We start from the raw sequence: 14351 nt of genomic DNA, 5'->3' as shown, positions 1-14351 counted from the left end.
GCATCGTAGAGCCCCGCGTGCGCACCGCGCGGCACCGCGTCGCCGGTCCGGGGCGGCGCGCCGCATCGCGGCGACGGCCTGGTTCAGTGGCAGCCGCCGGGCAGCACCACCACGCCGAGCGCGCCGACGCCGAGGTGCACACCGAGGGTGGGCCCGAATTCGGCGACGTGGAGTTCCTGCAGCTCCGGCGCCTGTTCACGCAATTGCGCGGCGATGTTCTCGGCGGCATCGGGGGCGCCGAGGTGCTGGATGCCGAGCGCGGCACCGTCGCCACCGGCCGCGTCGAGCACCGCGGCGACCAGTTTGGCGTAGGCGCGCGACCGGGTCCTGACCTTCTCCCGCAGCTCCAGCTTGCCTTCGACCAGCTGCAGCAGCGGCTTGGTGACCAGCTCGCTGCCGAAGAAGGCGGCCGCGCTGCTCAGCCTGCCGCCCTTGCGGAGCTGCTCGGTGCGGTTGACCAGGATGAACGTGCGTGCCCGGGCCGCCGCGGCCACCGCGCGTTCGTAGACCGTGTCCAGCGCCTCGCCCGCGCGTGCCCGCCGGGCGGCGGCCAGCACCGGCAGCCCGGTGGCCAGGCCCGCGCCGAGCGAATCGACCAGGCGCACCCGGTCTTCGGCGCCCATGTCGCGCACCGCCTGGCGCCCGGATTCCCAGGTCGCGGACAGGGTGCGCGACAGATGCACGGCTACCACGCCGTCGCCGTCGCTGTGGTTCAGTGCGCGCTCGTAGGCGGCGCGCAGCTCGCCGGGCGACGCGGCCGAGGTACTGACCGAGTCGGCGCTGTAGTCGAACTCCACCGGATCTACGCCCTCGCGGATCTCACGATCGCCGACGAGCACATGCAACGGCACCACTTCGATACCGAGTTCGGCGACGAGGTCGGCGGACAGGCCCGCCGCCGAATCGGTGACCACCACAACGGTCACGGACTACCGGACCTCCTGCAGCGTCTTGGTCATGGCCGTCGCCACGGCGGTGTGCCCGTCCCAGCCCCAGTGGATGCCGTCCGGGTTCGCCGCGCCGGAGTCGATGTTCTCGCGCACGGCCTCGCCGAGATCGACCAGCGGCACCGAGGTGCGCCCCGACCAGGCCCGCAGCGCCTTGACGGCCTTGGCCCGGCCCCGGTGCACCCGACCGTAGGCCTCGCACCGGTGCACGGACGGCAGCACCGCGACCACGGGCAGTTCCGGGCGCAGCTGCGCCAGCGCCGCACGCGACTGCTCCAGGTAGTCCACGCTCACCTTCGGGGGCAGCGCCACCGGCCGACCGAGCTTCGACAGCTTGGGCTGGAGCCAGTTGTAGGTGGAGCGCACCCCGCGGCGCAGGCGCGGCGGGCGGATGTAGCGGATCAGTTCACGCAGCGCGGTCGGCAGCGGCGAGGGCAGGGTGTCCATGCCGCCGACGGCGAACACGACCGCACCGGCGCGCGGGACCGCCGCCCAGACCCGCGGGTCGCCGATCAGTGCCCAATAGGCATCGCGACAGGTCCAGCCGATCCGGGCGACCAGCTCGACATCCCAGTCCAGTTCGGCGGCAACCAGATTCGGCCAGATGCGCGGATCGTCGGCGGGCAGACCGCCCTTGGGCCCGAAGTAGGACAGCGAATCGGCGATGACCAGCAGCACCGGCCGCGGCGCTGCCTCCGCGACGGGGAGTTCGGCGGGATCGGATTCGGTCAGAACCCCCTCCGCACCGGTGGTCGCGATCGGCTCACTCTGTGTTGCCGCGGATTTCGCCAGGACATCGGCCGAGCCAGCCGGGGCGGCAACGAGATTCTCGACAGTGGCGGAGTCCGCCACCGTGGATTCCGGGCTCGTAGCGGATTCGGCTGTCTCGACGACATTTTCGACCACGGCAGCCGCGTCGGACGCTTCCCCGGCATCGCCGATTTCCGGAGTCGTCACGGCTCCGACAACATCGGTGCTGTCGACCGCGCTCTCGCTGTTGTCGGACAGAACCTCGACAGCAGTAGCGACGGCGTCCTCGGCGCTGTCCAGCACCTCGGTGGCCTCGGCGACGACAACAGCGTCGGAAACGTCGACAGCAGGTTCGGCATCCGCCACTTCGGCTCGCCCGGAATCAGCCACGGCCGAGATCGAATCCGAATCCGACGCAACAGCATCCGGCGAGGGCACGGATTCCGCCGACGCCAACTCGCCGGAGGCGATCGAGCCGCCCTCGGAACCCACTGCGGGGGAATCGGTATCGATGTCCGAGGCAACGGAATCGGCGGCGGCAGACGCGACATCGCCATCCACCGCCACACCGGAACTCACCGTCTCGACCGCGACCTCATCCGGCGCGGCATCCGGTTCCCGAACAGCGGCATCCGAGACCGCGTCGCCCTCGGCGGAACCGACCGGCGATGTCTCGGAATCCCCTGTCCCGGAGGCGGAGTCCGGGTCGGCCGCTACCGGGGCGGGCAGCGGGCCGAACAGCGCGTCCGGCAGCGAACGTGCCGTGCGCGCGGTGACCTGCTTGAAGAGTTCGTCCGGTACCGAACGGATCGGCTCCTCACGCTCGGGGCGTGTGGGGCGAGCGGGTGGGGGGCCGAACAGCGCGTCCGGCAATTGCCGTCCGGGCTTGGCCGTCACCTGCTGGAACAGTTCGTCCGGTACCGATCGGACGGGCTCTTCAGAGGACATCGGGAGCTACCTTCGCCGCTGCGTTCCAAACATCGAGTCGCCAGCCGGGTCGGTCGATGTCAGGGCCGTGGCTGGACAGCTGCACCCAGCTCGTATTGGCCAGCCCGCCCAGGGCGGGCCAGCTGCCGGGCGGCAGTTCCAGCAGCGCGGCCGTGAGGGCAGCGATCAGCCCGCCGTGCGCAACCAGGATGATAGTCCGGCCGGGCCAATCCTGCCGCTCGTTGTACAGTTCGCGCACCAGCGGCAGCGCTCGCGCGCCGACCTCGAGTTTGCTCTCCCCACCGGGCGGTGTGTAGGTGGCGTCGAGACGCCACTGCACGCGCGCGCCCGGGTAGTCGGCGTCGACCTCGAGATGGGTCAGCCCTTCCCAGTCCCCCAGGTTGGTCTCGCGCAGGCGCCGGTCGGTGACCACCGGGATGTCACTGATGTCGCCCAGCGCCTGGGCGGTGTCCTTGGCCCGGCGCAGATCGGAGGCATGGATCGCGATGGCATTGCGGGAAACCAGTTCGCGGGCGGCCTCTTTGGCCTGCTGCCTGCCGAGTTCGGTGAGATCGGTGTCGATCTGGCCCTGCATCCGGTCCGCGGCGTTCCATTCGGTCTGCCCGTGCCGCAGCAGGATCAACGTGCGCACATGGGCGTACTTACTCACTCGGTGGTTCCCTCTACCTGTGCGTCGTCGTCGGCCGCCGGGGTGGCGGGGGTTTCGATGCCGTCCACCGGCACCGCCGGGCAGTCACGCCAGAGCCGCTCGAGGGCGTAGAAGTTGCGCTCGTCGTTGTGCTGGATGTGCACCACGATGTCGACGTAGTCGAGCAGCGCCCAGCGGCCCTCCCGGGTGCCCTCGCGACGGACCGGCTTGTGCCCGGCCTCGCGCAGCTTCTCCTCGACATTGTCGACGATCGCGTTGACCTGGCGCTCGTTCGGCGCCGAGGCGATCACGAAGCAGTCGGTGATCACCAGCTGCTCGGAGACATCGAGCACGACGACATCGGTGGCGAGCTTGTCGTCGGCCGCCAGCGCGGCGACCTTGGCCATCTCGATCGATTCGGCGGAGGCACTCATGCGGGCTCCCCCTGACACACCAGAACCACGCTCGTCTCGCTCAACGTCAGCTACCTTCCGTTCCTGCGGGCCCATACAGGTGCCGCTTCGATATGTACTGCACCACGCCGTCGGGGACGAGGTACCAGACCGGCCGACCCTCCGCGGCGCGGCGGCGGCATTCGCTCGACGAGATGGCCAGCGCGGGGATCTCGATCATCGTGACGGCGTCGGCGGGAAGGTCCCGCAGATGCTCCTCGAGATGGTCGGTGTTCAGCTCGTACCCCGGACGGCTCACCCCGACGAACTTCGCCAGTTCGAACAGTTCGGTCCAATCCTGCCATGTCAGGATGTTGGCCAGCGCGTCCGCACCGGTGATGAAGTACAGCTCGTCGTCGGGATGGGCGCTCTGCATCTCCCGCAGGGTGTCCACCGTGTAGGTGACCTTGTTGCGTTCGATGTCGGCCCGGCTGACCGAGAACCGCGGGTTGGACGCGGTGGCGATCACGGTCATGAGATAGCGGTCCTCGGCGGGGCTGACCTGCTTGTTCGCCTTCTGCCATGGCTGTCCGGTCGGGACGAAGATCACCTCGTCGAGCTCGAACCGGTTCGCGACCTCGCTCGCCGCGACCAGGTGGCCGTGGTGGATCGGGTCGAAGGTGCCGCCCATCACGCCGAGCTTGCGGCGCGGCCGAGCTGTTTCGTGCATGAGGTCCGAGCTTAACGGAGCGTGCCGGTCAGCCCAGGCCCGACGCCTGGGCGCACATCTGGGCGAACTGGGCGCGGGTGCGGTCGAGCTCCTCGGCGACGTGCACGGCCGGGTTCTCGGCGACCAGGCGGCCGAGTTCGGCCAGCAGCACGTCGATGGTGACCCACCACGGCCCGCGCGCCGATCCGTGCGGGCCGCGCAGCTGCAGCCAGGCCGCCGCGCGCAGGCACCGGGCACGCGGGACGATCCGGCCCTGTTCGCCCCACAGACCGGCCGCGCGCAGGTAGAGGCCCAGCGCCAGCGACTCCTGGCCGCAACATTCGCGGGCCACCGCCGCCGACCACACCAGGTCGGCGTGGCGGTGCCGGTCGGCGGGGGCACCGGAGAGCAGGCGCGCGGCCTCGGTGAACTGCCAGGCGGCCTGGCGGTAGCGGCGCAGCCGGATCAGGGACTCGGCGAACTCGGCGCGTGCCAGCGACAGCTCGCCGGGCGGATAGCGCAGCGCGTCGCCGAGCAGGGCGCGATCGAACGCGGTCACCGCCTCGCCGTGCCTGCCCGCCCGATGCCAGGCCCGCCCGGCCACCAGCCACAGGTGGGCCGCGTCGGCCCGCGAGATCGGCTGCCAGCAGGCCGCCGCGGCGGCCGCGGCCCGGGCGACATCACGATCGCGGCCGGGTTGCGCGGACACCGCGGTGACCAGCTGAGTGCGCAACTGGGCCAGCTCCCGGCCCACCAACTCGCCCGCCCCGACCACGAGCGCACGGCGCAATTGTTCCTCGGCGGACGCCGGGGCGTCGACGAGCCGGGCTGCCGCGACCACGGCCAGCCGCCGCGCGGCCCGCGCACCCGCGCCAGGGCCGAGACCCGACATCGGCGCCTCCCCAAAACCGGTCCCCGGCGTTGACCTGGACACAAGCACCCGCACAAGCCCCGGGCCCAACACGGGCACAGGTCCCTGGCCCGGCGAGGGCATCGGCGTGAACCCTGGCCCGGGCGCGGGCGCAATCCCGGAATCGAGCCCTGACTGGTCGGCCAGGGCGAGGGCGCCGGGGCCGATCAGGGCCAGCGGGTGTTCGGGTTGCGTGTCGCGGGCCGGTTCGGCGGCGCTGTTCTCGACGTGCGGATCGGTCACCGGGGGGACCGCACCCGCGATACCGCTAGGTCATCGTCGTTGTCCGATCCGCGTCGATCGGCTCGCTCGTCGTCGCGCGACGCCCCTGCCAGCATGTGCGCGATCCTGGTACCGGCACCCTGTAAGTGGCTTAACGTCCGCTGAAAACCGTTATGTCCCCGGGCGCTTGGACTTCGGGAGTTTGGCGACGACCGCGTCGTAGGAGGCGTCGATCAGCTCGCGCAGTTCGTCCTCGGGGACCGCGCCGCCGAGGCGGATGCTGTTCCAGCCGTAGCGGCCGATATAGGCCGAGGCGCTGACATCATCGGGGTAGACGGACACCAGCTCGTCGGCTTCGGCCCGGTCACGACCGCATTTGAGGCCGATCGCGGTGCCCGTGCCGAGGAAGGCGAAGATCTTGTCGCCGACCTTCGCGACGACATCGCCTTCCCACGGTTCGTCTTCCCAGGCACCGGGTTTGGCCAGGCAGTAGGTCAGCGGATCCAACGCAGCTCCTTCACACGGGGAGAAGTCGGGAAACCACCTCGGTCAGCTGCCGGGCGGAGCGGCATTCGTGCATCTCGATCACCGAGCCGTACTCCTGGGCGGCCGAATCACCGGTGCCCCACAGGTTTTTCGGCTCCGGGTTGAGCCAGTGCGCGTGCCGGGCGGTCGCGGCGAGTTCACGCAGGGTGTTCAATCGCGGGTTGCGGTAGTTGGTGCGGCCGTCGCCCAGGACCAGCAGCGAGCTGCGGCTGGTGACGGCGTCGGCGAAATTGTCGGCGAAACTGGTCAGGGCCTGGCCGTAGTCGGAGTGCCCGTCGGCGTCGATGATGCGCGATTCGGTGAAGATCCGGGTGAGCACGTCGTCGAGGCCCGCGTGCGGATCGAAGTAGGCGGTGACCTCGTCGGTGCGGTCGACGAAAGCGAAGATCCGGACCCGGGAGAACTGCTCGCGCAAGGCGCTCACCAGCAGCAGGGTGAAATTGCTGAATCCGGCGACCGAGCCCGAGATGTCGCACAGCAGCACCAGCTCGGGACGGCCGGGGCGGGGCTTGCGGTTGACCAGGTCGATCGGGACGCCGCCGGTGGACATCGAGGCGCGCAGGGTCTTGCGCAGGTCGATCTCGCCGCGACGGGAGTGCTTGCGCCGCACCGCCAGTCGCGAGGCCAGGATGCGCGCCAGCCGCTGGGTGCCGCGTTTGAGTTCGGCGAGTTCGCGTTCGGAGGCGCGCAGGAAGTCGGTGTCCTCGGCCTGGCGGGTGACACCGTAGGTCGCGACCCGGTCCCGGCCGATCTGCTCGGCCACGCGCCGGTTGGTCTCGGCCTGCACCCCAGCCCGGAACCGGTCGATGCGTTCGCGCGCCAGCCGCCGGGCGACCTCGGTGTCGCGAGCCCCGGCGTCCGGAGGCAGTGCCAGCCCGGCGAGCACTCGCGCCAGCAGTGTCTGCGGCGCGAGATCCTTCATGGCCTGATACGCCGAGAACGACGGACCGCGCGCGGACTGGTACTGCCCGAGCTGCTCGACCACCTGGCCGGTCAGCTGTTCGAGCTGGGGACCGCTGTTCTCGTCGGCGAGCAGTTCGGCCAGGCGCTCGCGCAGAGCGGGCAGGTCGACGGCGCCCTCCGGCGTGCGCGGCAGGTCGGCGACCTCACCACTGCGCGCGCCCACCGCGCCCGGGAACCACAGATCGAACAGGTCGTCGAAGGTGGCGCGATGGGTGGGACGGCGCAGCACCGCGCAGGCCAGGCCCTCGCGCACGGCCTCGCGGTCGAGCAGGTCGAGCACCGTGAGCACCCGGCCAGCGTCGATGGTCTCCGACGGGCCAACCGGCACGCCGCGGGCCCGCAGCGCCGCGACGAAACCGGCGACGTGTCCACCGAGTCCGTGCGGCGCGGGCGCTGTCATGCTCAGGCCAGCTTCAGCTCGGCCAGCGCGCGCTGGTGGTCGCTGCGGTGCTTGAGCACCACGCCGAGAGTGGCGCGCACGGTGGCGTCGTCGAGGTCCTCGGCGCCCAGGGCGAGCAGGGTGTTGCCCCAGTCGATGGACTCCGCGACCGAGGGCAGCTTCTTGAGCTGCATGCCGCGCAGCACGTGCACGATCCGCACCAGCTGTTCGGCCACCGTGCTGGACAGTTCGGGTACCCGGCTGGCCAGGATGCGCCGTTCCAGTTCCTCGTCGGGGAAGTCCAGGTGCAGGTACAGGCAGCGCCGCTTGAGCGCCTCGGACAGCTCCCGGGTGGCGTTGGAGGTGAGGACCACGAAGGGCTTGCGGGTGGCGGTGATGGTGCCCAGTTCCGGCACGGTCACCGCGAAATCGCTGAGCACCTCCAGCAGCAGGCCCTCGATCTCGACATCGGCCTTGTCGGTCTCGTCGATCAGCAGCACGGTCGGGTCGGTGCGCCGGATCGCGGTGAGCAGCGGGCGCGAGAGCAGGAACTCCTCGGTGAAGACATCGGCCTTGGTCTCGGCCCAGTCGTTCTCACTGGAGGCCTGGATCCGCAGGATCTGCTTGGCGTGGTTCCACTCGTAGAGCGCGCGGGCCTCGTCGACGCCCTCGTAGCACTGCAGCCGGACCAGCTCGGCCCCGGCGACCTGGGCCACCGCGCGCGACAGCTCGGTCTTGCCGACCCCGGCGGGGCCCTCGATGAGCAGCGGTTTACCCAGCCGGTCGGCCAGGAAGACCGAGGTGGCGGTGGCCTTGTCGGCCAGATAGCCGGTCGCGGCGAGACGCTCGACGACCTCGTCGACCGAGGTGAAGATCGGTTCCTCTACCAGTGCCACGGTCACACCGGCCGAGTCTGGCCGTCGCCCCACACGATCCACTTGGTGGAAGTGAGTTCGGGCAGTGCCATCGGGCCGCGGGCGTGCAGCTTCTGGGTGGAGATGCCGATCTCGGCGCCGAAGCCGAACTGCTCACCGTCGGTGAACGCGGTGGACGCGTTGACCATCACCGCGGCGGCGTCGACGCGGCTGGTGAACTCGCGCGCGGCGGCCAGGTCGGCGGTGACGATGGCTTCGGTGTGGCCGGTGCCCCAGGTGTTGATGTGGTCCACGGCGGCGTCGATGCCGTCGACGACCTTCAGTGCGATATCGAGGGTGAGGTACTCCTCGCCCCAGTCGGCGTCGGTGGCGGGCACCTGGCCGGGCAGGTCGCCGTGGATGGTGACGCCCGCGGCCTCGAGGGCCCCGCTCAGGCGCGGGACGGCGGTCTCGGCGACGGCGGCATCGATGAGTACCGTCTCGGCGGCGTTGCAGACGCTCGGGCGGCGGGTCTTGGCATTGAGCAGGATCGCCTCGGCCATGTCCAGATCGGCGGCGGAGTGCACGTAGACGTGGCAGTTGCCGGTGCCGGTCTCGATGGTGGGCACCTGCGCGTCGCGCACGACGGCGTTGATCAGGCCCGCTCCGCCGCGCGGGATCACCACGTCGACCAGGCCCCGGGCCTGGATGAGGTGGGTGACGCTGGAGCGGTCGTGGCTGGGCAGCAGCTGCACCGCGTCGGCCGGAATGCCCTGGGCGGTCAGCGCTTCGCGCAGCACCTCGACCAGGGTGGCGTTGGACTGGGCGGCCGAGGACGAGCCGCGCAGCAGCGCCGCGTTGCCCGACTTGAGGGCCAGGCCGAACGCGTCGACGGTGACATTGGGGCGGGCCTCGTAGACCATGCCGACCACCCCGAGCGGCACCCGGGTCTGCCGGATCTCGAGGCCGTTGGGCAGCGTGGAGCCGCGCACCACGACGCCGACCGGGTCGGGCAGTCCGGCCACCTGACGCAGGCCGGAGGCGATGCCGTCGACGCGGGCCGCGGTCAGGCGCAGCCGGTCGAGCAGGTTCTCCTCGGTGCCCGCGGCCTGGGCCGTGGCGATATCGGCGGCATTGGCCGCCAGCACGCGGTCGGCGGCGGCGAGCAGGGCGTCGGCCGCCGCGTGCAGGGCTTCGTTCTTCTGCGCCGTGGTCAGCTGAGCCAGCACACGGGACGCGACACGAGCCCGGCGGGCGGCGTCGTGCACCGCTGCGCGGATGTCGAGCTCGGGGGTCACTTCTACCGTCATGGCTATCAGCCTACGCAGTCCGCCTGTCCGGTTCGCCGCGACCCGGACTCCGGAATACGGCCGCGACCGGCGCTCGGACGAAGTTATCCACAGGTCTCGCCGCGACCTGGCGGCGCCGGGCGATTCGTGCTCGATCACACCGCGGCAGCACTAGATTCGCCACCATGGACCGAGTCGCACCGACCGTCGTCGTGCTGGGCAGCGTCAATATGGACCTGGTGACCACCACCGACCGCAGGCCCGCTCCCGGCGAGACGGTGCTCGGAACCGGCTTCGCGACAGTGCCAGGGGGCAAGGGGGCGAATCAGGCGATCGCGGCGGCCAGATCCGGGGCGCGGGCGCGGTTCATCGGCGCGGTCGGGGAGGACGCCTTCGGCGCGACGCTGCGCGGCGGTCTCGGCGAAGCGGGCGTGGACACCGCGCTGCTGCGGACCGTGGGCGGGCCGAGCGGGGTCGCCACGATCGTCGTCGACGGTGCCGGTGAGAACAGCATCATCGTGGTCGCCGGGGCGAACGGTCGGCTGACCGAGCTGTCGCCCGCCGATCTCGCCGCCATCGCGGCGGCGGATGTGCTGCTGTGCCAGTTGGAGATCCCGGTGGCGACGGTGGTGGCGGCCGCCCGGCACGCCCGCGCGGCGGGCACCGTCGTGGTGCTGAATCCCTCGCCGGTCCGGCCGCTGCCCGCCGAGCTGTGGGCCCGCGTCGATGTCGCCGTCGTGAACGCGCTGGAGGCCGAGTACTACGCGGCCGAGCTGGCGGGGGTCGCGCACAGCGTGCGCACGCGCGGTGGTGAGGGGGCGGTGTATCGCGCGGCCGACGGGCACGAGATCGCGGTGGCGGGGCACCCGGTTGATGTCGTCGACACGACCGGCGCCGGTGACACGTTCGCCGGAGCGCTGGTCGCCACCTGGCACGGCGGACCCGCCGCCGCGATGACCTGGGCGAATACCGCTGCCGCCCTGGCGACGACCCGGCTCGGGGCGAGCTCGTCGATCCCCGATCGCGCCCAGATCGCCGCCGCGATCCCAGAAGACGGCTGACCCTGGGCGGCGCGCGTGCCGCCCGCGCCGGTCTCGACCGGCCCCGACGCTCAGCGAGTGAGCTCACCGCGGCGACCGTCCGAACCGGCCGCCCACCACCGAGCGACGAGTTCGCGCCGACCCGGATCGGCGGACGACTCTCAGGGGGCGAGCTTGCCGAGGATGTCGCGCAGGGCGGTCCGCTCCTGATCAGTGAGCCGGGCGAAGAACTCGTCGGCTTCTTTCGTTCTGGCCGCGGCCAAGGTGGCGAGTGTCCGCCTTCCCCGCGTGGTCACCGTGACCAGGACGGCGCGGCGGTCGGTCGGGTCGGGGCGGCGGGTGACCAGGTCCGCCTGTTCCAGGGCGTCGATCACCTCGGTGGCCGAGCGCGGGCTGATCCGCAGGGCCTCGGCGATGGCCGACAGGCGCAGCCCGTCGTGTTCGCCGGTGACGCGCAGCGCGCGGGCCTGGTGCGGGGTGAGCCCCAGCGGGGCGTACGCCGCCGACCAGCGGCGGCGCAGCGTCCGGGCGACCTGCATCAGCAGCTCGCTCTCGTTGTCGGGCATAAACCCGCCTCTCCACTTGTTTCCCCTACCAGATAGTGAGGTAACCTCAGCATAATCGCTCGACCCCGAGGAGGTCGCATGGCCGACCATGATTCTCCCGGCGGCGGCCGCGCCCGCCGTCCCGACCCGGCCGACCGCGCCCAGCTGCGCGAATCCCCCGTGTCGCTGCGCCGCGTCGCCGCGCTCTTCGCGCCCTACCGGCTCCCGCTCGTCGCGCTGACCGTCCTGATCGTGGCGGCCTCGACGATCGGCCTCGCCTCGCCGTTCCTGCTGCGCCTGGTGATCGACGAGGCGCTGCCGCATCAGGACATCACGCTGCTGCTCTGGGCGGTGGGTGGGATTCTGGCCGTCACCGTGGTCACCGCGGTGCTCGGCGTGATCCAGACGCTGCTGTCCACCACCGTCGGCCAGCGGGTCATGCACACGCTGCGCACCGACGTGTTCCGCCACCTGCAGCGGCAGTCGCTGGCGTTCTTCACCCGGACACGCGGCGGCGAAGTGCAGTCGCGGCTGATCAACGATGTCGGCGGCATGCAGTCGGTGGTCACCAGTACCGCGACCGCGGTCGCCAGCAATGTCACCACCGTGGTTGGCACGGCCGTCGCGATGGCGGTGCTGTCGTGGCGGCTGTCGCTGCTGTCGGTGGTGGTGCTGCCGCCGGCGATCTGGCTGACCCGGCGGGTGGCGCTGCTGCGCCGCGACATCACCACCCAGCGGCAACGTCATCTGGCCGATCTGCACGGGCAGGTCGAGGAGGGGCTCTCGGTGAGCGGGGTGCTGCTGGGCAAGACCCTCGGCACCGGGCCGCTCGCCTCGGCCCATTTCGAGAGGTCCTCGCACGATCTGGTGGGCCTGGAGGTGCGCTCGCAGCTGGCCGGGCGCTGGCGGATGGCGACGATGAACATCCTGTTCGCGGCGATCCCGGCCGTGATCTACCTGGCCGCGGGCTTCCCCGCGACCAGCGGCGGGATGACGATCGGCACCCTGGTGGCCTTCACCGGACTGCAGGCCGGGCTCTTCCGGCCGCTGATGTCGCTGCTCAATGTGGGCGTGGAGGTGACCAGTTCGATGGCGCTGTTCAGCCGGATCTTCGGCTATCTCGATCTGCCGGTCGAGATCGACGAGCCCGCCGCGCCGGTCGCGCTCGACCCGCGCGAGGTGGTGGGTGAGGTCCGGTTCGAGAAGGTGGGATTCCGCTACGACGCCGAGGGGCCCGATGTGCTCGACGACGTCTCGCTGGTCGTCGCGCCCGGCTCGACGCTGGCGCTGGTCGGCGAGACCGGCTCCGGCAAGACGACGCTCGCCGCGCTGGTGGCCCGGCTGCACGACCCGACCGCGGGCCGGGTGAGCATCGACGGCATCGACGTCCGCGACCTGGAACTGGGCACCCTCGCCCGCATCGTCGGGGTGGTGTCGCAGGAGTCGTACCTGCTGCACACGACCATCCGCGAGAACCTGCGCTACGCCAAGCCCGAGGCCACCGACGCCGAGATCGAGCGCGCGGCCCGCGCCGCCCAGATCCACGAGCTCATCGCCGCGCTGCCACAGGGCTACGACACCGTGGTCGGCTCGCGCGGACACCGGTTCTCCGGCGGCGAGAAACAGCGCATCGCGCTGGCCCGCACCCTGCTGCGCGACCCGCGCGTGCTGGTGCTCGACGAGGCCACCAGCGCGCTGGACAACGAGACCGAGCGCGCGGTGCAGGCCGCCATCGACGTGGTCGCGCGGGGGCGCACGGTCATCACGATCGCGCACCGGCTCAGCACCATTCGCGAAGCCGACCAGATCGCGGTCCTGCACCGCGGCCGGGTCGCCGAACTCGGTGACCACGCCAGCCTGCTGCGCCGGGGCGGACGCTACGCCCGGCTCGACGGCACCGCCGCGACACTGGCCGCCTGAGCGAATATTCGGATGCGCCCGCCCGCCGATCTTCCTACCGTGGAGGCGAGAACCAGGAAAGGAACCACCATGTTTCCCGTCGAGCTGCGCGGTACCAAGGCGCAGACGCTCATGTGGGCCAACGAGCACGAGATCGAGCAGGCCGCCCTGCGCCAGCTGCGCAATATCGCCGCGCTGGAATGGGTACACGGCCTGCGCGTAATGCCCGATGTGCACCTGGGCAAAGGCGCGACGGTGGGTTCGGTGATCGCGATGCGGGACGCCGTGGCGCCCGCCGCGGTCGGGGTCGACATCGGGTGCGGGATGGAAAGCGTCAAGACCGATCTCACCGCCGCCGATCTGCCCGATGACCTGCGTTCGCTGCGCAGCCGGATCGAGCGGGCCGTCCCGGTCGGCTTCCAGGCGCACAAGAACGCGGTGAACGTCACCGAGCTCGGTGCCGAGATGGCGGTTTCGCATGGGCAGGCGGCCACGCGGGCCAACGGCTGGGAGCGATTCTGGCGTTCCTTCGGTGAACTGCATCCGGGGGTCTCGGCGCTGGAGTCCAAGGCGCACAAGCAGATCGGGTCGCTCGGCGGCGGCAACCACTTCATCGAGGTGTGCCTGGACCAGGACGACGCGGTCTGGATCCTGCTGCACTCCGGGTCGCGCAATATCGGCAAGGAACTGGCCGAGCGGCACATGTCGGTGGCGCGGGCGCTGCCGCACAACCAGTCGCTGCCCGATCGCGACCTGGCCGTGTTCCTGGCCGGAACGCCGGAGATGGCGGCCTACCGACGCGATCTCACCTGGGCCCAGGAGTACGCGGCGCGCAATCGCGCGGTGATGCTGGCGCTGGTCTGCCAGGCGGTGCGCGCGGAGTTCGGTGCGCGCGAGGTCCGCTTCGACGAGCCGATCAGCTGCCACCACAACTACGTGGCCGAGGAGCTCATCGACGGGGTGCCGATGCTGGTGACGCGCAAGGGCGCGGTGCGCGCGGGCGCGGGTGAGCTGGCGCTGATCCCGGGCTCGATGGGCACGCGCTCGTACGTGGTGCGGGGTAAGGGGAATCCGGCCTCGTTCCAGTCGGCCTCGCACGGCGCGGGCCGGCGGATGAGCCGGACCGCGGCCAAGAAGCAGTTCTCCGTCGCGGATCTGGTGGCCCAGACCGAGGGCGTGGAATCGCGCAAGGACGCGGGCGTGGTCGACGAGATCCCGGCCGCGTACAAGGACATCGACGAGGTGATCGCCGCGCAGTCCGACCTGGTCGACGTGGTGGCCACGCTGCGCCAGGTGCTCTGCGTCAAGGGTTAGCTGTCGGTGGCCTCGG

Annotated in this window: 14 protein-coding genes; 3 read left to right on the top strand and 11 right to left on the bottom strand. The window is 71.2% G+C overall.

The window, feature by feature from the left end; genetic code table 11:
• Positions 1-83: 83 nt before the first annotated feature.
• The 10 genes from WA675_RS08040 to WA675_RS07995 form a co-directional block, all read right to left on the bottom strand.
• Positions 84-926, bottom strand: a complete 843-nt coding sequence (locus WA675_RS08040) for a DegV family protein (RefSeq protein ID WP_336083235.1) — start codon at positions 924-926, stop codon at positions 84-86.
• Positions 927-929: 3 nt separating this feature from the next.
• Positions 930-1679 carry a diglucosylglycerate octanoyltransferase gene (gene octT, locus WA675_RS08035; protein ID WP_336083592.1) on the bottom strand — a complete coding sequence of 250 codons (750 nt, stop codon included), beginning with the start codon at positions 1677-1679 and terminating at the stop codon, positions 930-932.
• A gap of 955 nt (positions 1680-2634) precedes the next feature.
• Positions 2635-3294 carry a histidine phosphatase family protein gene (locus WA675_RS08030; RefSeq protein ID WP_336083233.1) on the bottom strand — a complete coding sequence of 220 codons (660 nt, stop codon included), beginning with the start codon at positions 3292-3294 and terminating at the stop codon, positions 2635-2637.
• Positions 3291-3707 carry a ribosome silencing factor gene (gene rsfS / locus WA675_RS08025; RefSeq protein WP_336083231.1) on the bottom strand — a complete coding sequence of 139 codons (417 nt, stop codon included), beginning with the start codon at positions 3705-3707 and terminating at the stop codon, positions 3291-3293. Before rsfS ends, WA675_RS08030 begins: the two co-directional genes overlap by 4 nt.
• 46 nt (positions 3708-3753) lie before the next feature.
• A complete protein-coding gene (nadD, locus tag WA675_RS08020; RefSeq protein ID WP_336083229.1) occupies positions 3754-4395 on the bottom strand; it encodes a nicotinate-nucleotide adenylyltransferase in 642 nt (213 codons plus the stop codon).
• 28 nt (positions 4396-4423) lie between these two features.
• Positions 4424-5266: a hypothetical protein gene (locus WA675_RS08015; RefSeq protein WP_336083228.1), complete on the bottom strand. Its 843-nt coding sequence runs from the start codon at positions 5264-5266 to the stop codon at positions 4424-4426.
• Positions 5267-5677: 411 nt separating this feature from the next.
• The gene (locus WA675_RS08010) at positions 5678-6013 is read right to left on the bottom strand and encodes an MmcQ/YjbR family DNA-binding protein (RefSeq protein WP_336083227.1); all 336 of its coding nucleotides are present in this window, start codon (positions 6011-6013) and stop codon (positions 5678-5680) included.
• Positions 6014-6023: 10 nt separating this feature from the next.
• Positions 6024-7415, bottom strand: a complete 1392-nt coding sequence (locus tag WA675_RS08005) for a vWA domain-containing protein (protein ID WP_336083226.1) — start codon at positions 7413-7415, stop codon at positions 6024-6026.
• A gap of 2 nt (positions 7416-7417) precedes the next feature.
• Positions 7418-8296, bottom strand: a complete 879-nt coding sequence (locus WA675_RS08000) for an AAA family ATPase (RefSeq protein WP_336083224.1) — start codon at positions 8294-8296, stop codon at positions 7418-7420.
• Positions 8293-9558: a glutamate-5-semialdehyde dehydrogenase gene (locus WA675_RS07995; RefSeq protein ID WP_336083223.1), complete on the bottom strand. Its 1266-nt coding sequence runs from the start codon at positions 9556-9558 to the stop codon at positions 8293-8295. The genes WA675_RS08000 and WA675_RS07995 overlap by 4 nt, the downstream gene beginning before the upstream one ends.
• A 164-nt stretch (positions 9559-9722) precedes the next feature.
• Here WA675_RS07995 and WA675_RS07990 point away from each other — a divergent pair, with 164 nt between their 5' ends.
• On the top strand, positions 9723-10598 hold the full coding sequence (locus WA675_RS07990; RefSeq protein WP_336083221.1) for a ribokinase: 876 nt from the start codon (positions 9723-9725) through the stop codon (positions 10596-10598).
• 140 nt (positions 10599-10738) lie between these two features.
• Here WA675_RS07990 and WA675_RS07985 read toward each other — a convergent pair whose 3' ends face one another.
• Positions 10739-11143 carry a MarR family winged helix-turn-helix transcriptional regulator gene (locus WA675_RS07985; RefSeq protein ID WP_336083219.1) on the bottom strand — a complete coding sequence of 135 codons (405 nt, stop codon included), beginning with the start codon at positions 11141-11143 and terminating at the stop codon, positions 10739-10741.
• A 78-nt stretch (positions 11144-11221) separates the two neighbouring features.
• Here WA675_RS07985 and WA675_RS07980 point away from each other — a divergent pair, with 78 nt between their 5' ends.
• Both WA675_RS07980 and WA675_RS07975 read left to right on the top strand, forming a co-directional pair.
• Complete coding sequence (locus WA675_RS07980) at positions 11222-13042, top strand: ABC transporter ATP-binding protein (protein WP_336083218.1); 1821 nt, start codon at positions 11222-11224, stop codon at positions 13040-13042.
• Positions 13043-13111: 69 nt separating this feature from the next.
• Complete coding sequence (locus tag WA675_RS07975; RefSeq protein WP_336083216.1) at positions 13112-14335, top strand: RtcB family protein; 1224 nt, start codon at positions 13112-13114, stop codon at positions 14333-14335.
• Positions 14336-14351 lie beyond the last annotated feature (16 nt).

The sequence above is a fragment of the Nocardia sp. SSK8 genome, from assembly GCF_037034205.1.
Lineage (GTDB): Bacteria > Actinomycetota > Actinomycetes > Mycobacteriales > Mycobacteriaceae > Nocardia.
This window is presented reverse-complemented; position numbering and strand designations above follow the sequence as displayed.